The sequence below is a fragment of the Henriciella litoralis genome (assembly GCF_002088935.1).
Lineage (GTDB): Bacteria > Pseudomonadota > Alphaproteobacteria > Caulobacterales > Hyphomonadaceae > Henriciella > Henriciella litoralis.
Map to the genome: position 1 here is coordinate 1,251,727 of NZ_NCSS01000006.1, position 20,764 is coordinate 1,272,490.

The 20,764-nt window shown below is 57.8% G+C and carries 14 protein-coding genes; 11 read left to right on the forward strand and 3 right to left on the reverse strand.

What is annotated here, in order from left to right:
- The first annotated feature begins 74 nt into the window (after positions 1–74).
- Together B8783_RS09505 and B8783_RS09510 are read left to right on the forward strand one after the other, a co-directional pair.
- Positions 75–1,838: an autotransporter assembly complex protein TamA gene (locus B8783_RS09505; protein ID WP_084419932.1), complete on the forward strand. Its 1,764-nt coding sequence runs from the start codon at positions 75–77 to the stop codon at positions 1,836–1,838.
- Positions 1,838–6,010: a translocation/assembly module TamB domain-containing protein gene (locus tag B8783_RS09510; protein ID WP_084419933.1), complete on the forward strand. Its 4,173-nt coding sequence runs from the start codon at positions 1,838–1,840 to the stop codon at positions 6,008–6,010. Before B8783_RS09505 ends, B8783_RS09510 begins: the two co-directional genes overlap by 1 nt.
- Positions 6,011–6,013: 3 nt before the next feature.
- Here B8783_RS09510 and B8783_RS09515 read toward each other — a convergent pair whose 3' ends face one another.
- From B8783_RS09515 to B8783_RS09525, 3 genes are all read right to left on the reverse strand, one after another.
- Positions 6,014–9,214 carry an amidohydrolase family protein gene (locus tag B8783_RS09515; RefSeq protein ID WP_084419934.1) on the reverse strand — a complete coding sequence of 1,067 codons (3,201 nt, stop codon included), beginning with the start codon at positions 9,212–9,214 and terminating at the stop codon, positions 6,014–6,016.
- A 223-nt stretch (positions 9,215–9,437) separates the two neighbouring features.
- On the reverse strand, positions 9,438–10,379 hold the full coding sequence (locus B8783_RS09520) for a nucleotidyl transferase AbiEii/AbiGii toxin family protein (protein WP_013301472.1): 942 nt from the start codon (positions 10,377–10,379) through the stop codon (positions 9,438–9,440).
- Positions 10,376–10,969, reverse strand: coding sequence for a hypothetical protein (locus tag B8783_RS09525; RefSeq protein ID WP_084394437.1), 594 nt, complete (start codon positions 10,967–10,969; stop codon positions 10,376–10,378). The genes B8783_RS09520 and B8783_RS09525 overlap by 4 nt, the downstream gene beginning before the upstream one ends.
- A gap of 617 nt (positions 10,970–11,586) precedes the next feature.
- On the opposite strand from B8783_RS09525, the gene B8783_RS09530 reads away from it, so the two are divergent.
- The 9 genes from B8783_RS09530 (at position 11,587) to B8783_RS09570 (ending at position 20,750) form a co-directional block, all read left to right on the forward strand.
- Complete coding sequence (locus B8783_RS09530) at positions 11,587–11,973, forward strand: hypothetical protein (protein ID WP_034813575.1); 387 nt, start codon at positions 11,587–11,589, stop codon at positions 11,971–11,973.
- 58 nt (positions 11,974–12,031) lie between these two features.
- Positions 12,032–13,873 (forward strand): copper resistance system multicopper oxidase, encoded by a 1,842-nt coding sequence (locus tag B8783_RS09535; RefSeq protein WP_034827486.1) that lies wholly within the window; start codon positions 12,032–12,034, stop codon positions 13,871–13,873.
- Positions 13,870–14,673, forward strand: coding sequence for a copper resistance protein B (locus B8783_RS09540; protein ID WP_034813580.1), 804 nt, complete (start codon positions 13,870–13,872; stop codon positions 14,671–14,673). The genes B8783_RS09535 and B8783_RS09540 overlap by 4 nt, the downstream gene beginning before the upstream one ends.
- Before the next feature lie 9 nt (positions 14,674–14,682).
- Positions 14,683–15,777 carry a DUF2231 domain-containing protein gene (locus tag B8783_RS09545; RefSeq protein WP_084419935.1) on the forward strand — a complete coding sequence of 365 codons (1,095 nt, stop codon included), beginning with the start codon at positions 14,683–14,685 and terminating at the stop codon, positions 15,775–15,777.
- A 135-nt stretch (positions 15,778–15,912) separates the two neighbouring features.
- The gene (locus B8783_RS09550) at positions 15,913–16,167 is read left to right on the forward strand and encodes a hypothetical protein (protein ID WP_084419936.1); all 255 of its coding nucleotides are present in this window, start codon (positions 15,913–15,915) and stop codon (positions 16,165–16,167) included.
- 53 nt (positions 16,168–16,220) lie between these two features.
- On the forward strand, positions 16,221–18,446 hold the full coding sequence (locus B8783_RS09555) for a copper-transporting P-type ATPase (RefSeq protein ID WP_084419937.1): 2,226 nt from the start codon (positions 16,221–16,223) through the stop codon (positions 18,444–18,446).
- A 17-nt stretch (positions 18,447–18,463) separates the two neighbouring features.
- Positions 18,464–18,964, forward strand: a complete 501-nt coding sequence (locus B8783_RS09560; RefSeq protein WP_034827461.1) for a DUF411 domain-containing protein — start codon at positions 18,464–18,466, stop codon at positions 18,962–18,964.
- Positions 18,961–20,304 carry an APC family permease gene (locus B8783_RS09565; protein ID WP_084419938.1) on the forward strand — a complete coding sequence of 448 codons (1,344 nt, stop codon included), beginning with the start codon at positions 18,961–18,963 and terminating at the stop codon, positions 20,302–20,304. The genes B8783_RS09560 and B8783_RS09565 overlap by 4 nt, the downstream gene beginning before the upstream one ends.
- Positions 20,301–20,750, forward strand: coding sequence for an ion channel (locus B8783_RS09570; RefSeq protein WP_084419939.1), 450 nt, complete (start codon positions 20,301–20,303; stop codon positions 20,748–20,750). The genes B8783_RS09565 and B8783_RS09570 overlap by 4 nt, the downstream gene beginning before the upstream one ends.
- Positions 20,751–20,764: the final 14 nt, after the last annotated feature.

Sequence of the window (20,764 nt, forward strand, 5' to 3'; positions counted from 1 at the left end):
ATAGAGCATTAGCTGAACAGGAAAGGCGAAGATGTTCGCAAAACCTGTATTATTGATTGTTTCCCGGATCCGATTTGGCACGTATTTTCTTCATCCTTATCGCTGTTGTCATGCTGTCGCTTTCAAGCGCAGCCCAAACGGTCGACCTTGAATTCTCAGGAGACACGGTAGACGAGGATGTCAAAAGCGCGGTCCGTGAGGCCCTGCCAGAGGAAAGCAAGCCGAAGACCGCACTGGAAGCCCGCCGCCAGGGACGCCGCGCGACGAAGGCCATCAAGGCCAGGCTGAACAGTATCGGGCATTACGATCCAAAGATTGACCTTGGCATCACAAGTGAAGAGCCGCCAAGGGCGATTGTCCGCGTCGACCCAGGCCCACTTTTTACCATAGGCGAAGTGGACGTCACGTTTCGTGGAAGCAGCCCGAGTGAAGGCGAGAAACTTACTCTGAGAAGCGACCTGCCCGTTCGCGCCGGCAAGACCGCAATTCCCTCATCTGTTATCGATGCCGAACGATGGATCGTGAATTACCTTCGCGAGGAGGGCTATCCCTATGCGAAAGTTCTTGAACGGCGCGTTTTTGGTGATCGTGAAGGTGAAACCATCAGCGTCACCTATGACACACAGGCCGGCCCCAAAGTTGTGTTTGGCGAAACCATCTTCCCCACTGAGGGTGTCGTCACCAAGGCGAGTTATCTTCGCAAGCTGATCCCCTATGAAGAAGGAGATATCTACTCGCCCGACAAGCTTTCAGCTTTCAACTCGCGCTTGTCCGAAACGAGAATGTTCAAGGTAGCGCGGGCCAGTCTGGCCTCCAGTCCCACCGGGCTGACAGATACCGGCGCGGAAATACGAAATATCGAGGTCACACTGACCGAGCGAGCTCGCAATACGATTGCGCTCGGCGGGAGCTATTCCACCAGTGAAGGCTTTGGCGTGAACGCCGAATATACGCGCCGAAACCTTGCGGGCCGCGGCGATACCATCGTTGCAGACCTGACAGTCGCCGAGCTTGAGCAATCACTCGATGTTGTCTGGCGCAGACCAAACGAGTTCGGCTACGGGCGCGGACTGACCATCTCTGCCGGAATTGGTCAGGAGACAACGGACGCCTATGACAGGCAGTCGGCAACGATTGGTGTCGGCATCGAAGTCATCAAGAGCCCTCAGTTCACCTATTCCTATGGCGTACAAGGCGAAGTCGCGCACGAGAAAGACGAGTTCGGTGAACGCGACCTGCAAATCCTGTCCGTATACGGCGACGCCCGGATTGATAAGACCGACAGCCTGCTTGACCCGAGATCCGGCTGGCGCGCGAATTTGCGGGTCGAGCCGAGCTACACCTTCGGCGATAGCACAAATCCGTTCGTCCTGACCGTTGGCCAGGTCAGCGCCTATATCCCGTTCGACAAAGACCGGCGCTATGTGCTCGCTGGCCGCCTCAAGGCGGGTGCAACGCTCGGCGCAGATATTGAAAACCTGCCCGTCGATACGCGCTTTTATTCCGGCGGCGGCGGCAGTGTGCGCGGCTATGCCTACCAGGCGATCGGGCCACGGGCCGATGATGGGACACCGCTCGGCGGGACCTCGGTTATCGAGGCATCGATCGAAGGGCGCTATGCTTGGCGACCGAATATTGGCTTCGTTGCTTTTGTGGATGCCGGCAATGTGTCGACCAATCAATTCTCGGATTTTGGCGATGCACGATTGGGCGCTGGACTGGGTGTTCGCTATTCAACCCCCGCCGGCCCCATCCGGTTTGATATCGCGACGCCTCTGAACCCGACTGATTTCGACGATCCCATACAGATCTATATTTCGATCGGGCAGGCCTTCTGATGTCAGACCAAACGACCACCCCCACGAAACAGAAGCGACGCCGCCCAATCCTGAAATGGGGCCTGTTTGTGCTCGGCGGTCTGTTCGCATTGTTGATCCTGCTTTTGCTGTTCGGCCGGTATGCGGCGCAGTCCAGCTTCGGGCGCAATTTCGTAGAAGCTCGCATCGAGGCCGCTGCCCCTTCCGGTCAGGACATAGAGGTGGAGGATCTCACCGGCGACCTGCTGGGGACGTTCCGGATCGGGCGACTAACCATTGCTGACGAGCAAGGCATCTGGCTCGTCGCAGAAAATCTTCTGATGGACTGGAAGCCGCTCGCCCTTCGCAATCGTGCGTTGCGTGTAGAGGCGCTTGAAGCGGACCTTATCCATGTCCTTAGACGACCGCAGCTTGTGCCGTCTGACAAGCCTAAGAAAAACGGCGGCTCCATGCCGCTTCGCGCAGGCGATATCGAGAAGCTGAGAATTGGCGAATTTCGTTCTGACGAGGGCGTGCTGCCCCGCGCGCTTTCACTTGAGATCGACGGGGCTGGCCGCGTTGGCCTGAATGGAGGCACGACGCAGCTGTCAGTGCTGCCCCTGGATGGCAAGGGCGACAGACTTTCCGCGGACCTCAAATGGTCCGATGATTTCAGGCTACTCGGCAATCTGCAGCTTGATGGACCGGCTGGTGGCCTCTTTGCCAGCCTCGCCCGCCTGGAGGAAAGCCAGTCCATTTCAGCCACCATCAACGCCGAGGGAGAACTGCTCGACTGGCGCGCCGATGCGGACGTGTTGATCGATGCGGATAATGTATTTGCCCTCAAAGCTTCTGCCGAAGGCCAGACCATCAATTTCGACGCAATCGTCCATCCCGGATTGCATCCGCTGACCGCCAGCGTCGCCGAAACACTCGGTGACACGCTGGATATCAACGGCAAACTGATGCGCGAGGGAAAGACGCCGGTCCTCGATGTGACGGCCAACGCCGACGGTCTGGAACTAACCGCACTCGCCAACCAGACCGAGGACGGCGGCTATAATGCAGATATCAACCTCACCGCAGACACCCCATCGCGCTATGCAAAACGGGACAACATAAAAGTCGGCCGCGCCGTCATTAACGGCAATCTTGCTTATTCCGACGGAACGGCAAGGTTTGACGGCGACATGCGCGCTTCCAATGTCGATGTGCCGTCCTTCAAGGCGGGCGCTGTATCCGGCCCGGTCATTCTCATCTACGGCGATCAGGCCGTTTCGGTACGCACGACATTGACGGGCGAAGGCGCGGTCCTCCCCGGCACGGCGGGGCAGATCGCTGGCGCGCAGCCGATCGTGAAAACCAATGCCCGCTATGACCTTCAGAGCGGCACGCTTGAATTGCGAGAGGCAAATATACGCGGCGAGGCAGGCCGCGTGGCGGCAGCAGGGTCGGTTTCCTTGCGCCCTGCCCTAAGCGCCGATCTAGCCGGCAGTTTTCAACTGAACGGTGCTAAGGCCGGACTGGCTCGCCCAATCAATGCGGCAGGACAGTTTGAGGCCCAGCGCGCCGGCGGCGGCGTGACCCGCTTCAACACGCAGATCAACGCAACAAATCTTGGCGACTTGCCTGCCCCGTTAAAGGACTGGGCCAGCGACCAAGCCATCATAAACGCCGCGGGCACGCTTCAGTCAGACAATTCGGTCGACATCAACCGGTTCTCCCTGACAAGCGGCAGCCTGCAAGCCACCGGCAATGGTCAGCTCTCCAGCAATCAGGTTCTCTCAGCTTCGATGGACCTCAACGCTGGTGATGCATCGGTCTCGGGCTTCGATATTGACGGGATGTCCGCCCGCGCAAACGCATCCGGCCCGCTCGAAAATCTTGATTTCGTCGTCGCGGTGGACGTGCCGACAATGTCCCGCGGCGAGTTGAGTTTTACAAATCTTCGGCTTGGCGCAGACGGCAATTATGCAGATGGCGCGCTGGTGACGAACGCCTCGCTGGATGCAGAAACGTCAAATGGACCGCTGGACCTGACCTCTGATATCCGCCTCGACGGCGGCAACTGGCAGGTCAATGATCTTGAAGGTCACTGGGGTGATCTTGTTGCGGACGCCAGCCTCAGAGGCTCAGGCGGCGATGTTTCACAGATCAGGGGCGATGCAGACGTCAAGGGCTCGCTGCCGGATGGTCTTCCAGCCAAGAGCATTGATGCCAGTGCAATCATCAACGGCCAGACGCTCTCTCTCGACGCGACCCTGGAGACAGTGACGTTTGGTCCAACGCGGGCAGACGCCCTTGTTATTCGTGCGACAGGCCAGCCAGATAATGCCGACATTCTCATCGACATGGATGGCCGTTCGGAAATCAATGGACTGACCTACCCGACAAGCATTGACCTCGATGCCAATGTGAAAGGCGCAACACGTGGCGCCCTCGACGTCACGGCGTCACTGTCAGCCCTGATGGGCGACATTGGAATCACCACCGAAGACCCCATCCGGTTTACGCAATATGATGATGGATATGAGGCGTCAGCCCAGTTCGCAGCCCTGGGAGGCACGCTGGCTCCATCGCTGACAACGCGTGGAACCACAGCGATTTCGCTCAATGGCGAAGGCCTTCGCATCGCCCCCCTCATGTTGATCGCGGGACGTCCTGCGCTGGACGGCGCCCTGGATATAAACCTTGATTGGTCGGAGACGGAGAGCGGCGGGCTTTCCGGGCCCTTGCGCGCCGATATTGAAAGTGTCGCCCGCCCGGGATCTGACCTGCCACCAATCGATATTTTTCTGGAAGGTCAACTCACACCTGACCTTCTGGACCTCGTCGTTCGCGCACTCGACAATCAGGAACTTGAAGGTCGGATCGAAATCGATGTGCCGGTGAAGACATCGCCTGCCCCACCTTTTATCAGTCGGCAGCAAGGCGCCAGCATGCCGTTCACCGCCGCTATCGATGGCCAGATCGAAGCTATCACCGCTTTGCTCGTGCCACCTCAGATGCTGGTCCAAGGCGTGGTTGATGTGGACCTCAAAGGCACCCTGCCAAATCTGGATGAAAGCTTTACCGGCCAATTCAGCGTGCGCGAAGGCGTTTTTGAACAGGGCGAGCTCGGCCTTGTGATGAATTCGATCGCAGCAGATGCAAGTCTCGGCAACGGCGTTGTTACGCTAAACTCATTCAACGCAAATGGGCGCACCGGTGGCACACTCAGCGGCAATGGGACGATGTCGCTCGATGGGTCGGGCGAAAGCGATCTTGAGATCAAGGCAAACAAGCTGGTTGTCTCGGAACGGCGTGAAGGGTTCGCCAAGGTCAGCGGCACGATGACGGTGACGCAAAAGCCGGAACTTCTGGAAATCATCGGTGATCTCACCGTCGATGAAGGCGAGATCAATCTTGACCGCTTGCCGCAGGGCGGCCCGGCAACGCTTGATGTCTCATTCAAGCAGCCGGACGACAAAAAGGTGGAAGAAAAGCCGCAAGCGTCCACTAATCTCGACATTCAGCTCTCTGCGCCGGGCCGGATCGATGTTCGTGGGCGCGGGGTAAATGCTGAGTTGGCCCTGGATGCCGACATCAGTGGCCCGCTCGGCAGCCCCGTCATCACCGGCGAAGCCAGCATTGTGCGCGGACGCTTTGATCTGCTCGGCAAACGCTTTCAGTTCTCCGACAGCACCGTCCGCCTGTTGCCTGAACTCGGCAATTCAAGGCTGTCGATTACGGCGTCTCACGAAACCCGCGATGACATCACCGCCATTCTCAACGTCACCAATACGATTTCACGGCCTGAGATCCAGCTGACGTCAAACCCGGAATTGCCTGAAGACGAGGTTCTGTCGCGTGTTCTGTTTGGACGCTCGCCTTCACAGCTGACTGCCTTGGAAACCGCCCGGCTTGCAGCGGCCCTGGCACAGCTGTCGGGCGGCGGCGGCTTTGACCTGCTAGGCGGCATTGAACAGGCCCTCGGCCTCGACACATTTGATGTTGGCAGCGATGCCGGTGGCGGCGTGGAAGTCACCAGCGGCAAATACCTGTCCGAAGATGTCTATCTCGAAGTGCGTTCCGGCGCAGCCGGGGCCCCGGGCATCGGGATTGAATGGACCCCGTTCAAGAATATCGAGATCGAGGCCGCCACAAATGCTGGCGAAGAACAGGGCCAGGAACTCTCAATCCAGTGGAAAAAGGATTTCGATGATCCCCGCTGATTGTCATTTCTCCCAATAGTACGGGGTCCGCTTGCGATCACCCGTCAGCGTCTCATTCATCGATGGCGTCTCGTAAAGGCGGCCATTCTGCATGACGTGGGTGATTTTCTCTGTGTTGCGGATGTCGTCCAGCGGGTTCGCGTCCAGGATCACCAGATCGGCCAGCTTGCCGGCCTCCAGCGAGCCTATGTCCTTCCAGAAGCCGAGCGCCTGAGCGGGCGAAACCGTCGCCGTTTTCAGAACATCCAGAGGCTCCATGCCGCCGCGGGCGAAGGACCACATCTCCCAATGCGCCGCAAGGCCCTCTTCCTGTCCGTGCGCGCCGATAGACACCTTCACGCCGCGCTCGGCCAGCTTGTCAGCTTCACGAGCGGCGTATTGATCAACAAAATCAGCTTCGGGCGCCTTTGTGCGACGAACGTTTGCAGGCTGTAGAATATGCGGTGGCACGTGCCGCGAGAGAATCGGGTGGGTCCAGACATCCGTCTTATAGCGCCAATAAGGATCACCCGCGAGACCGCCATATGTGACGACCAATGTTGGCGTATAAGCCACTGAGGTCTGCGCCCAGAAGCTCAGCACGTCCTCATAGAGGACACGCTGGGGAATATTATGTTCAACCGAGGAATTGCCGTCCTGAATGAGGCTCATATCCATCGTGAACAGTGAGCCGCCCTCAGGGACGACGAGGAGCCCCTCTTCCTTGGCCGCCTTCACGACCTGCTGCCGCTGGTCCCGGCGCGGCTGGTTGTAATTCTTGATGCCGTGCGCGCCTTGCGCTTTCAGCCGGTGAACATGCGCGAGCGCGTCTTCATAAGTCTGGATATCAGCGAACCCACCCGGCGCTTTGGCACCATAGACGACCTCGCCTGTCGTATAGATGCGCGGCGCCAGTATCTCGCCCGCGCGCTGGAGTTCTGATGCGGCGAAGCTGTCGTCGGAATTGGAAGGATCAAAAATCGTCGTCACCCCCAGCGCCAGATGCGCGATGGCCGACCAGTTCTGGTTCGGGATAATACCGCTATCCGCGAGCGGCCCATGCGCGTGCGCATCAATGAAGCCTGGCACAATCGTCTTGCCCGAAAGATCCAGAACTTGCGCCGCCTCCGGCACTGTGACAGAGGCGCTATCGCCAATCTCGACAATGCGATTGGACCGAATGATGACAGTGGCGTTCTCGATGATGCCACCATCTTCGCCAGCCATGGTGATCACGCGAGCATTGGTAAGCGCGATCTGCCCATCCGGCTTGTCGGCCTTTGCCTGTATGGCAAGGGAGACGCCAGTAGTTGGCGGCGTGAACGTCTCTGTGTCTTCTCCGGCGGGTGCCGACCGGAACATGTCATCAAGGGACGCGCTGAACAGCTCCGGACCAAGCGTCCAGTTGAGCTGCTGGCCATCATCAGACCATGAGAAATAAGTTGCGCCGCCTTCGCTGGCTTTCACAACAGGAAGGGCTGAACCGGTCTTACCGGCGCCAACCGCCTGTGGGCCAGGCAGCAACGGCGTCACATAGGCCGCATAATTGTCCCGGAAGGCAACATGCTTGCCATCAGGGGCAACCTTCCACTCAACAACGAGATCGGCCTTGCTGTGAATGCGCTCATCACCGCCCGATAGATCCATGCTCGCAAAGGATGAGCCGCCCTGTTCGCGCTTGGCGAAATAGATCCGGTCATTCCGGTCTGCGAATTGCGGACCATAGCCGGAACGGCTGACGAGGCTTTGTTCTCCACCCCTCGCATCAATTGTGTAGATACCGGTCTCATCCGACCAGAGGTCTGAAAGGAGATAGCCCCCACCGCCGCGCTGGAACGCGATCGTGCGACCATCAGGCGAGAAAGACGGATTTGAATAATGGCCCGGACGTGTGGTGATTGTACGTGCATTGCCACCCGCAGCGTCCACCACTTTGAGTTGCCCAAGCCCATCATCTGTCCATGCGACATAAACCAGTTGGCGACCATCTTTTGACCAGGACGGGAAGAGCTCACGCTCACCGTCAGGCGAACTGGTGAGCCGGCGCGGCGTGCCCTTCGGCAGAGACTTTACGTAGAGTTTCCCAAGCGACTGGAAGACCACGCTATTGCCGTCTGGGGCAACTTCCACATAACGCGGCATCTGCGTCGAGAATGTGTCCGGCGCGACAGCGACCTCAGGCCTTGGCGGGTCAATAACATCGCGCGTATCGCTCACGCGGAACGGGATCTCCCGCGCGGCGCCATCCATACCGACTCTTTGTATTTTGCCACCCGCCCAGAACACAATCTCCTGGCTGTCCGGCGTCCAGTCCATGCTGGGATAGACACCGTGAACGGCCCAGGTCTCCTGCATGTCCTGATCGAGATCAGCGTACAGAGCGGTAATCTCTCCAGACTTTAAATCTTTGACGTACAATCCGGATTTGCCACGCTCGCGGCGAATGAAGGCAAGCTTTGATCCATCGGGCGAAGGTGTTGGGCGTACGGCGCCGCCCGCCCCCGACACGGCCGTTGTGACCTCACCATCTTCAATCGAGTACCGGTCAATTTCAAAAAGGGACCCATTGGAGTCCTGGGCATATTCAAAAATCGGTCCGGATGAGGCGTTTCGCGTATAGTAGACTTGGCTCCCATCAGAACTGAAGACGGGCTCACCAAGTTCTTTCTGGAGGGCATCGCTTGCTTTTTCGACGAGGGCGACGCCCCCACCGCCACTGACATGATAGAGCCATATCTCACCCGTTCCGAGCGATCGAGACGTGGTAAAATGTTTGCGCGCAGCGATATATTGGCCATCAGGGCTCCAGTCCGGCGCATTGAGGAGTCGAAAATCTTCTTTAGTTATCTGACGCTTATCGCTGCCGTCAGCATTCATCACCCAGATATTGTCACCACCTCCGCGATCGGAGGTGAAGGCGATCCGTTCTCCGTCCGGAGAGAAGCGCGGCTGCATCTCGAAAGGCAACCCTTCAGCGATCCGGGTCGCGGTACCGCCCGTGATTGGCATTGTGTAGATGTCGCCGAGAAGGTCGAAGGCAATGGTCTTCCCATCCGGCGACAGGTCAACATTCATCCAGGTGCCTTCGGTGACATCAATGGCAACTTCGCGGGCTTCCATTGGCGGATTTGCGACATCCCACTTCTCATCCTCCGGTTTGTCCTGCGCAATTGCGGCTGCGAGCGGCACGAGCGACACAGCAGCAATACTGATGAGATGACGCATGAAATTCCCTCCAGACTAGACACATCTTCACCGTCCTTCGTGCTGCACGGGAGTTCAAGTCATTTGTTGCGAGGTTTGCTGCGCCAAAAATTTAAGCAAAAAAAAGCCCCCGGTCGAAACCAGGGGCTTTATTTGGGTGCGGGAGGGCGCACCCAACAAAAGAGTAAGCTAGTAATTCCTTTTATTTCAGAGGGTTAGAGGTTTCCCTGCGAGCAACGATCATTCAAAGTTCCGGCAGGCGCCGGCTGATGCGTGCCAGAATATCGTCAAAGAGTGCAGGCTCCCTGTAGTAAAGCGCTCGTGACTTCGCATAAGCGTCCGCGTACGCCTTTCGCGTTTCTGCGTCGCTCAACAGAAAGGCTTCGTTCCTGGTGAGGTCCGGTTCATCTGCCTTGCGGAACCTTTTGGCCTTGTGGTCCTTGTACGCGTCTGTTCCGATGAACTCTTTCACTGAGGCGTCAGCGAGCAGGCAGTACACGTCATAATAGTGGCGCATGAAATTGACAGGCATGTCGCCGTCCGCCTGCTGCTTTCGGAATTTCGTTGAGATGGTCTGGAGCTTTTCGACAAAAGTATAGCCCGGCTCATAGCAAGGCACATCGACCGCGCGGGTGTCGGTCAGGTCTGCAATCCCACTCTCGACTGCAAGTTCGTAAGCCCAGGACGAAATCGTACATGGCCGGTTCGGCGCCACCTGGTCGAACCCGACTTCGAGCAGGATGCCTGCCTTCAGCCCTTCTGGCAGTGGATTCACCGACTCATACTTCAATCGAATGCCTGCGCCGCGATAGTGGCGTGTGTCGTCGAACTCTTCGTCGCGGACCACTTCGATAATGCCAGGAATTTTGATGGCTTCGGCCAGACCGTTGAAGAATTCGAGACGCGCCTTTACCTGCGCAGGCTTGTTGTGGTTTGGGCCATACTGGAGGTCGGTCTCTGGGTGGATCAGGATGTCGATGTCTTCCGAAAAACGGTCGATGAGGCCGTATCCCTTTGACAGCGAAGTTCCGCCTTTCAGCTCAAACTTATAGTCAAGCTGCTGCAGTCCCCAGAGGCAGTGCATCAACCAGTAGTCTTTTTCGATGAGGCCCGGATCGATAGTGTTGTTTCGCGCAGCAACAGCGATGAGGTCGGCAAAATCAGGCAGTGCGTGCAGGAGGGTCACGCGGCGGTTGCCTGATCAGGGTTCAATACAGGCTTGAGGAGCCTTGCAGCCCGCGCCGATCCGAAATCCTTCACCGCACGTGACAGTCGCGCGCGGTCCATACGTCGCGCACGCCTAAGTGCCTTGGGAAGCACTGCTGCCTTTTCCTCGGGAAGCCGATCGAGGTTGTGCAACAGATCCACCAGGAGGAATTCTTCGCTGAGGTTTGAAGGAACAGAGGTCCGCATGCGGAAGTCATAGCGTCGGCCATCCAGCTCGAAATGGCCGTGCCGTTTGCGATTATAAACTACCGGCTCATTGTAGAGCTGCGTCGTTCCCAATTCGAGGCTGTTATAGGCGTTTGGCGAAACCATAAGAAACCGGTCATCCCCCAGGAATGACTCAACCAGCTTCTCCGGCTTGGCGGGTGCCTGCCCGAACCGAGTTTTCTTCGGAGCCATATAGAGCCCTGCCCCAACCTTTTCGAGGCGTCCTTCGTCAAGCAGCTGTCCAACATGTCGATCGACAGCGTTTGACCAGGTCGCAAGCTCCTTGCGCCGGTACACCTGTCCGGGGCGCAATTTCCTTTTTAGTTTTGCAAGCGCGGTCATGTTCTGTCTCCATCACCCACAATATAGGGGTCATGCTCCATATTATGCAACATTTCTTATTAAAAAGTCATGCACAACAAAGACAATAAATACTCTCGACACAGGTGCAAGATATTGATTTTACGATGTTTTATAGAATGAGGAAGCAGGTCTCTTAATCACCGGAATGGCACAATCCGTACTAAACAAAAGGGTCTGGGGTCCAATTTATTTATGAATTGAAGCTCGTACGCAGCGAAACCAGGTTGCCCTTTCGCCAAGAGCCGACAATGGATTCCGAACCGCGAGTGACGCGCCCAGTAATCGTGCTTGAAATTAAATTAATTCAACGCACTATGGCACTCAAAACTTCGCTTGTTGTGCAGATTGTTTGCAATTTGTAGTGCAAACTGTGGTGCAGCCCTTTCGTGTTGTCAAAGTTCGACGCTGCCTATCAACGACATTCACATCGCTAACATGATTTGCTGGCCGTTCAAATTCGCGCTGGAGCGTAGCCATGCAACTTTTCGCTCGGGACTGACCCGCGGGTCTGGGTTGATCCTGCTCCGTTACGACAAACCTTGAGTGCTCAGAGGTTCTTTCTTGATTTAAACCCCTATGGGGTATAAGTGGTAGTCATGAACTTTGTTGTCGCAACTCTCGTGACGGTATTTTTCAGCCTGTCGCAGGTGCTCTGCGCGTGTCCCGTCGATATGTCGGCGACGAATAGCATGGCAACCGAGTTCACCGCTCATTCTCACCAGGCGCCCGCCGATGGGCCTGAGGCGCCCTGCGATGATGAGACTGATCACTGCAAGCTTCAGACAGCAACGGTCGCCCAAGCCGACAAGACGGCGAACCCGGTCCAGCACGTATTAGGCGATACGACGCCCATCGGGCTTGCTACACCCTCATGGCAACACGCATGGAAGCGCGTCGTCAATGTCCGCACGCCCTGGCCTGAGGTCCGAAGTTACCTGCTGCAACAAACGCCAGTCACATTGAAGGTGCGTTCCCTGAGCTGATTTCGTGCGTCGCTGCATTAGCAGCCCGATTGCATAAATTCACCTCATGGAGACGATTATGTTGAACAGACGACGTATGTTGCAGACGGTGCTCGGCACCGGCGCAACCTTGGGGGCAAGCAGCCTCCTGCCCGCTTGGGCAAAATCTTCCAGCAACGGAAACCTTGGTGTGCCCTCACTTTCGGGCACGCGCTTCGACCTCGAAATCGGGCAGTTCCCGGTCAGGCTCAACGGCAAAGTCGGTATGGCAACCGGAATCAATGGCACACTTCCCGGTCCGCTCTTGCGGTTGCGCGAGGGCGATGACGTTACAATGAACGTCACCAACCGGCTTGCCGAAGACACTTCGATCCATTGGCACGGACTGCTTGTCCCCTTCCATATGGACGGCGTGCCGGGCGTCAGCTTCCCGGGCATCAAACCGGGCGAAACGTTCAAATATCAGTTCAAGGTGCCGCAAAATGGCACTTACTGGTATCACTCCCATTCTGGTCTGCAGGAACAACTCGGCCATTACGGTCCGATCGTCATAGATCCGGCAGGTACAGACCCAGTGGCTTATGACCGGGAATATGTGCTCGTCCTCAGCGACTGGAGTTTCACGCATCCGCACCGGATCTTCGACAAGCTCAAGAAGAATGCCGAGAGCCTGAATTTCAACCGCCCGACCCTGTCGAACCCAACCGGACTTGGCGGCATGTGGGGGCAGATGCGAATGAGCCCGCGCGATCTCGCAGACGTGACCGGCGAAACCTACACCTACCTGATCAATGGCCATTCGACGGCCGATAATTTCAATATGGTCTTCCAGCCGGGCGAGCGGGTTCGCCTGCGCATTATCAACGCCTCCGCCATGACCCTCTTCAATGTCCGCCTCCCGGGCTTGCCGATGACGGTGGTCCAGGCCGACGGTCTGAATGTCCAGCCGGTTGAGACCGACGAGTTCCAGATGGGCGTGGCCGAGACGTATGATGTCATCATCGCGCCGACCGAAGCGCGCGCCTACGCCTTTGTTGCCGAATCGATCGACCGCTCCGGCCAGGCCGTCGCCACGCTCGGCCCGCGTGCCGGTATGCGGGTCGATGCGCCTGCGCTTCGAGCTGTGCCGATGCTGACCATGCGGGACATGGGAATGGCCCATGGAGACATGGCGGGCATGTCAGGCATGGGGAGAATGGATCATGGTCCGGACACCGCGACGGCCGGGGACGACATGAAAGGCCACGACATGGGTGCCATGTCGATGATGCCCGATCCTCATGGTCCGGCGGTCCAGCCCGTCAAGATTGAAGCAGATATAGAGCGCGGCCCCGGTGTCGCAAAAGTATCAGGCATGACGATGAGCCGCTTGGGCGAACCCGGTCTCGGGCTTGATGATGTCCCCCACCGCACGCTCACCTACAACCAGCTTCGCGCGCTCGACATGAATGAGGACCATCGCCCGCCTGGCCGCGAAATTGTCATTCATCTGACGTCGAACATGGAACGCTACATGTGGTCGTTCGACGGTGTAAAATTCTCCGAGGTAACCGAGTCAATCAAGTTCTACGAGGGTGAACGTGTTCGCCTGACGCTCGTAAACGATACAATGATGCCACACCCGATCCATTTGCACGGCATGTTTTTCGATCTCGTGAATGGCGGTGGTCATCACATGCCGCGCAAGCACACAGTAACGGTCAAGCCTGCAGACAGGGTCAGCGTCGACATCACCGCAGAACATGTCGGTGACTGGGCGTTCCACTGCCATCTGCTTTACCACATGCACGCTGGCATGATGCAGGTCGTCAGCGTCATTCCGCCAGCAGACGATACGACACCAGCTGAAAAAATGCCGGCAGGTCAGATGAATATGCCCATGGACCATCACGGCATGAACCATGGGGAGGGAAAATCATGATGAAACCGAATTTGGCAGCCCCTCTCCTCCTCGGCTTCGCGCTCTACGCGACCGGCAGCGCGTTCGCGGAAGACACAAATCAAACCCCGCCCTGGGATCAGGCCGACGCCATCTACGGCGAGGATGCAATGGCGGACGCTCGCCGGGACGTTCTTGCGGAAGGCGGAGACCAGAAGAGCTTCTACATCCTCTTCAACCAGCTCGAGGCTCAGATGTCTGACGAGGGCGACAGTTTGTACTGGAACGGACAGGCTTGGTATGGGGGCGATATCAACAAGCTCTGGTTCAAGAGCGAGGGCCGCGCCTCTCTGAATGGAGAGGGCGTGGATGATGCCGAGATCCAGGCGCTCTATTCCCGCGCGGTTGCGCCTTTCTGGAATGTTCAGGCGGGCGTTCGCTACGACATCGAACCGGATAGTCTCGCGCATGGGGTCGTCGCACTGAATGGTCTGGCGCCCTACTGGTTCGAAGTCGACGCTTCCGCCTTTCTCAGTGAAAAAGGCGATGTAACGGCCCGCATCGAGGCTGAATATGAGTTGCTCCTGACCCAGCGGTTGATCTTGCAGCCTCGGATCGAAGCAAATCTTTCCGCGCAGGACATACCGGAAAGGGAAACGGGCGCGGGACTTAGCACACTCGATGCCGGCTTGCGGCTTCGTTATGAAATCAGGAGGGAGTTTGCGCCTTATGTCGGCGTCGAATGGCAAAGCGCCTTCGGTGAGACACGCGACATGATCAAAGCCGCAGGCGGTGAAGGCGACGATATCGTCTTTCTCGTGGGCCTGCGGACCTGGTATTAGGAGAACAAAATGGGCGGTTTCATAGAACCCAATATTCACCCCGTGCTGGTGCATTTTACCTATGCCCTCGGCACATCTGCAGCCTTGGCATATGTGGCTGGCCTCCTCGTACCTGCAGGCCGCTGGCGCGACAGCCTTCGACCGGCCGCCGACTGGATGCTGGCATTGGCTGCCTTGGCGGTTCTGGCCACCATCGCGGCCGGGTTTCAGGCCTATTACAGCGTTGCTCACGATGCGCCGTCCCATGAAGCGATGACAACCCATCGCAACTGGGCTGTTCCCACGGGCCTCGCATTACTGGCCCTCGCCGGTTGGCGCTGGCTGAGAAGGGCCTCGTCGCCCGGCCCGGTATTTGCGATCAGTGCCCTGGCGGTGGCAGGTCTTTTGACGGTTACAGCGTGGTGGGGAGGCACAATTGTCTACAAGTACGGACTTGGCGTGCAGACCCTTCCTGAAGCCAGCGGGCCAGGCCACGATCATGATCATGGCGGCGGAGCCGGTCATGGCGACCAAGGCACCGTAAATTCAACAGACGATCATCAAGACGCTCACGGAGCGCCTCCATCCGACACGATGGATGGATCATCGGCGAGCGGCGATGGACATGATCACGACCATACCGACGGTGCAGCTGATCGAGAAATGTCAGGCACGGTCCCCGCCGGACACGACAACTCCGACGGCCATCACGACACCAAACCGGTCTCGACTGATGAACAGGCGATCCTGGATATCATGGCCGCGATCGAAACCGGTTGGGAGACCGGCGATGGCGAACTGTTCCGACAGAACTTTCTCGACTGGTCAGGCGCCCGGTACTTTGAGTCAGGCGGCGAGAATACTGGCCTGCTCGACCTTGTCGAAAATCATGTCGAGCCCGAAAAAGATACCATTCCGGATCTCGAACTCGACTTCTCGAATATAGACGTGCAATTCGAGGGAAGTGACTTTGCATGGGTTGTCGCGGACACAGCGATCAGTGGAACGTTCAGCTCCGATGGCGAACGCCTGGAGCGTATCGGGAAACAAACGGTGCTGTTCCGCAAGGTCGCCGGCACCTGGCAGGTCATTCACACGCACTCGTCCTCCCGTGCGCCGCGATAAGGAGGAAATCCAAACTGCCGCTTGCCGGCCAAGTTGAAAAGCAACCGGCAAGCGGCGATGATATTGAATATACCCCCTAGGGGTATTATACTATGACTGTCCTACTTGCTCTTGCCTGGACCGCTGGAGGTCAGAATGAAAATTATCCCCGTCGGACACTCGCTGTCTCTGTTCCTGCTCGTCAGTTATTTGCTGTGCGTCGGCTGGGGGAGTGTGACGCCGTCCAGCCTTCACATGCATCCAGCATGGCAGGATCTACTGCCCGGATTTGAGTTTGGAACGCTGACTGGTTTCCTGATCGGCCTTGTCGAGAGCTATCTCTATGGCTGGTACATCGCCGTTCTGTTCGTTCCCTTGTTCAACTTCTTCAACCGAAACAGCAGCGCATAAAAGTGATGCATACCCTCATCCTGTGAAGCACTCCTGCTGAAAGAGTCAGAGCCATGACCAACGACACTTCTCACGCCCATTCCGGACATGCGTGCCATCACAACGATCAGGCCGCTCCAGAGAAGCCCGATGATGCCTATGACAAGGTTCCGATCGGCTATGCCGGCACCGTCTGGACCTGTCCCATGCATCCGCAGGTACGCGAAACTGCCAATACAGGCTGCCCGATCTGCGGCATGGCGCTCGAACCGGAAACGGTGACGGCCGAGCAGGATACCAGCGAACTGGATGACATGACGCGGCGCTTCTGGGTCGCCCTTGTCTTCTCGGCGCCACTGCTCGCCTTTGTCATGGGCGAAATGATTCCCGGCAGCCCGCTCAGGCACTGGATTGATCCGACATGGAGTGTCTGGCTTCAGGCCCTGATCGCGACTCCCGTTGTCGTTTGGGCCGGCTGGCCTTTCTTCGTGCGCGGCTGGCAATCCGTGAAGCGACGCAACCTCAACATGTTCACCCTGATCGCGATGGGCGTCGGCGTGGCCTATATTTATTCCCTGGTCGCAACATTCGCGCCCGGCATATTTCCCGATTCATTCCGTGGGCATGGCGGCGCGGTAGCAGTCTACTACGAGGCGGCCGCCGTCATCGTTACGCTGGTTTTACTTGGCCAGGTGCTCGAACTGCGCGCGCGCAACGCCACCTCAGGAGCCATTCGTGCACTGCTGGAGCTTGCCCCTGCTACTGCGCGCAGGATTGCTGACGATGGCAGCGAACAGGATGTCGATCTCGCGGATGTAAAGTCTGGCGACAAGCTGCGGGTCCGGCCAGGTGAGAAGATCCCGGTCGATGGCGAGGTCGTCGACGGCCATGGGTCGGTTGACGAGTCCATGGTCACCGGCGAACCCCTGCCCGTCGAAAAAGCCGCTGGCGCCCGTGTGACCGGCGGCACGGTCAACGGAACCGGGTCGCTCGTTATGAAGGCGACACATGTGGGCGAAGACACGCTCTTGTCCCAGATTGTCCGAATGGTTGCCGCCGCTCAGCGGTCCCGAGCTCCAATCCAGCGGCTCGCTGATCTCGTCGCTGCCTGGTTCGTTCCGGCTGTTATTGGAATTGCAATCCTGACCTTTGTCGTGTGGGCCGTGTTCGGACCCGACCCGGCGATGGCTTTTGCGATCGTGAATGCCGTTGCCGTCCTGATCATCGCATGTCCCTGTGCGCTAGGTCTGGCAACCCCGATGTCGATCATGGTCGGCACGGGCAAGGGCGCGTCCAACGGCATCCTGATCAAGAATGCTGAAGCGTTGGAGACGCTTGAGAAGGTCGATACGATCGTGGTCGACAAGACCGGGACGTTGACGCTCGGACGCCCCGAACTGGTACGCGTCCAGCCAGGCGAAGGCTTCGACGAAGCCTCGTTGCTTAGTCTCGTAGCCGCGGTGGAACGTTTGAGCGAGCACCCACTTGCCGACGCGATCGTGCGTGGCGCAAAAGGCAAGGGCGCGCCTCACAAGGATGCGCACGGATTTGAATCCGTCACTGGCGAAGGTGCGCAGGCAAGCGTCGACGGCCAAACCGTCGCCATCGGCAACAGAAAGATGATGCAGCGGATCGGGGGCTGGTCTGACGACCTCGGGACACGCGCTGACCAGTACCGCACCGAAGGCCAGACGGTTATGTTCGCCGCCGTCGACGGAAAACCGGCAGGCCTTGTCTCTGTGGCGGACCCGATCAAGGAGACGACACCGGAAGCCATCAGACGTCTTCATGCCGAAGGGTTGAAGATTGTGATGTTGACAGGTGACAATGAGACGACAGCACGCGCGGTCGCCGACAAGGTCGGCATCGATGAGGTTCACGCCGACGTCTCGCCTGAAGACAAGCATCGGATCGTGTCCGAACTCCAGAAGAACGGTGCCCGCGTGGCCATGTGCGGTGACGGCATAAATGATGCGCCCGCGCTCGCTCAGGCGGATGTCGGAATCGCCATGGGAACCGGAACCGATGTGGCCATGGAGAGTGCCGGTGTAACGCTTGTGAAAGGCGATCTGATCGGGGTCGCAAAGGCCCGGGAGCTCAGCCACGCCACGATGCGCAACATCCGCCAGAACCTGTTCTTCGCGTTCTTCTACAATACGCTTGGCGTGCCGGTTGCCGCTGGCATTCTGTATCCCTTCTTCGGCTTGTTACTGAGCCCGATGATCGCGGCGGCCGCCATGAGTTTCAGCTCCGTATCTGTTATCGGCAACGCCTTGCGGCTGAGAACCCTTAAACTCTAATTTTCCGGAGCACAGACATGTCCAGACCACTTGCTATGAGCGCGCTCGGTGCGCTGATGATTGCAGCCCTGATAGCGGGCGTGATGCTCTTCTCCGCGTCACCCGCAGCCAACGCGCAAACAGTCACTGTACACAAGACGCCATGGTGCGGTTGCTGCGCCGCCTGGGTGGACCACCTGCATGACGAGGGTTTCTACGTCATCGTGAAAGAGGAAGAGGACCTGACACCCATTCGGTCACGGCTTGGTGTTCGGGATGAACTGATGAGTTGCCATACCGCAGAAGTCGACGGATATGTCGTTGAAGGTCACGTTCCCGCTCGGGAAATACGACGCTTGCTCGAAGAAAAGCCTGACGTCAACGGCGTCTCGGTGCCCGGCATGCCGCAAGGCTCTCCCGGCATGGAAACACCGAACGCGCCAGATCGGTATGATGTCATCATCTTCTCTGGAGAGGATGCCAGGACATATGCCTCCTATCGGGGAACGCAATTGGTCTCCGAACAGGCAAGACCATGAGTGAGGATGACTACAAGCAAGGGTCACTGACGCTGGCGGGCACCGTCGCCATGGGGACGGGCGTGATGATCGGTGCCGGCATCTTTGCCCTGACCGGTCAGGTCGCTGAATTTGCAGGCGACCTGTTTCCGCTCGCCTTCCTCACGGCAGCCATCATCAGCGGCTTCAGCGCCTATTCCTATATCAAGGTCTCCAACAAGTATCCTAGCGCCGGCGGCATCGCGATGATACTCCAACGCGCTTACGGCCCGTCTACCGTGACCGGAAGCGCCGCCCTGCTGATGGCGTTCTCGATGATCATCAATGAAAGCCTGGTCGCCCGCACGTTCGGTACGTACACGCTGCAGCTGTTTGGCGTCGAGGGCGGCATATTCGTCCCCTTGCTGGCAATCGGACTGATTATCCTGGCTTTCGTGATCAATATTGCCGGTAATCAGGTGATCGGCGGCGTATCGAAGGTCACGGCTATTCTCAAGATTGGTGGCATACTGATTTTCGCGCTTATTGCGATCTGGGCTGCCGGATTCAGCTTCCAGCCAGCAGCAGACGGTTTCGCTGACAGCACATCTGCCGGTGGGTTCCTGGCCGGCGTCGCGCTCGCCATCCTGGCCTATAAGGGATTCACCACCATCACGAACAGTGGCGACGAGGTGAAGCAACCGACCCGCAATGTCGGGCGGGCCATCATGATCTCACTTGCGATCTGCACTTTCATCTATCTCCTTGTCTGTTTCGCTGTCGGATCAACCCTCACTGTCTCGGAGATTGTTGCGGCGAAGGACTATGCTCTCGCCGAAGCGGCCCGGCCAGCACTTGGAAACTATGGATTGTGGTTCACAGTAACGATTGCGATCATCGCGACAGCTTCAGGCCTGCTTGCCAGCTTGTTTGCCGTCTCCCGCATGCTCGCCATGCTGACCGACATGAACCTGATTCCGCATAGACATTTCGGCATGCCCGGAACGGTACAGCGTCATACGCTCGTCTATACGGTTGTGGCTGCCGGATTGCTCGCGGCTTTCTTCGATCTCAGTCGCATCGCTTCGCTTGGCGCAATCTTCTATCTGGTCATGGATATCATCATCCATTGGGGCGTCTTCCGGCATTTGAGAAAGGATGTCGGCGCCGCACCTGCAATCCTTATCTGTGCGATAGCGCTCGATGCCGTCGTCCTGATCGCCTTCCTCCTCCTGAAGTGGCAAGCCGATCCAGTCATCATCCTGATCGCGGCTTTCGGCATGGTTGTAGTCTTTTCATTCGAGCATTTCTTTCTGAAACGTCTCCGCGACAATCCTCCCGGAGAGGAGTCCGGAAACGACCAGCACAAAGCCCATTCATGATCATTGCAACCTTGATCGGACTGCTCACTTTTGTGCTGGCAAGCACGGTGCATTATCTCGCACTGGCGCATCTGCACCGACGCCTGAACCATGAAGCGCGTTCAGGTCTCCCGATCGTTGTTTCGGGTATCGTAGGTGCAGGCCTGGCGCACCTCGCTGAGGCAGCGCTCTATGCAACCAGCTTTACGCTACTGGATGCCTTTGACTTGGGTGGTTTCAAGGGCGGGCAAGCGGACGGGTTCATGGACATATTCTATTTCTCCCTCGTCAACTACACATCGCTTGGGCTGGGCGATATCTATCCAACCGGACATTCGCGGTTCCTGGCGGGACTGGAATCACTCAATGGTTTCCTGCTGATTTCTTGCTCGGCATCCTTCATTTTCCTCCTGATGCGAAACCAAATGGATGGTCCAACTTCAGGCGGAATTCGAGCATCGGATTAACTCGGAACCTGTTC

Coding starts and splice junctions, on each gene's coding strand:
- B8783_RS09510 (WP_084419933.1), top strand. CDS start 1,838: ATGTCAGACCAAACGACCACCCCCACGAAACAGAAGCGACGCCGCCCA.
- B8783_RS09515 (WP_084419934.1), bottom strand. CDS start 9,214: ATGCGTCATCTCATCAGTATTGCTGCTGTGTCGCTCGTGCCGCTCGCA.
- B8783_RS09525 (WP_084394437.1), bottom strand. CDS start 10,969: ATGACCGCGCTTGCAAAACTAAAAAGGAAATTGCGCCCCGGACAGGTG.
- B8783_RS09530 (WP_034813575.1), top strand. CDS start 11,587: ATGAACTTTGTTGTCGCAACTCTCGTGACGGTATTTTTCAGCCTGTCG.
- B8783_RS09535 (WP_034827486.1), top strand. CDS start 12,032: ATGTTGAACAGACGACGTATGTTGCAGACGGTGCTCGGCACCGGCGCA.
- B8783_RS09540 (WP_034813580.1), top strand. CDS start 13,870: ATGATGAAACCGAATTTGGCAGCCCCTCTCCTCCTCGGCTTCGCGCTC.
- B8783_RS09545 (WP_084419935.1), top strand. CDS start 14,683: ATGGGCGGTTTCATAGAACCCAATATTCACCCCGTGCTGGTGCATTTT.
- B8783_RS09550 (WP_084419936.1), top strand. CDS start 15,913: ATGAAAATTATCCCCGTCGGACACTCGCTGTCTCTGTTCCTGCTCGTC.
- B8783_RS09555 (WP_084419937.1), top strand. CDS start 16,221: ATGACCAACGACACTTCTCACGCCCATTCCGGACATGCGTGCCATCAC.
- B8783_RS09560 (WP_034827461.1), top strand. CDS start 18,464: ATGTCCAGACCACTTGCTATGAGCGCGCTCGGTGCGCTGATGATTGCA.
- B8783_RS09565 (WP_084419938.1), top strand. CDS start 18,961: ATGAGTGAGGATGACTACAAGCAAGGGTCACTGACGCTGGCGGGCACC.
- B8783_RS09570 (WP_084419939.1), top strand. CDS start 20,301: ATGATCATTGCAACCTTGATCGGACTGCTCACTTTTGTGCTGGCAAGC.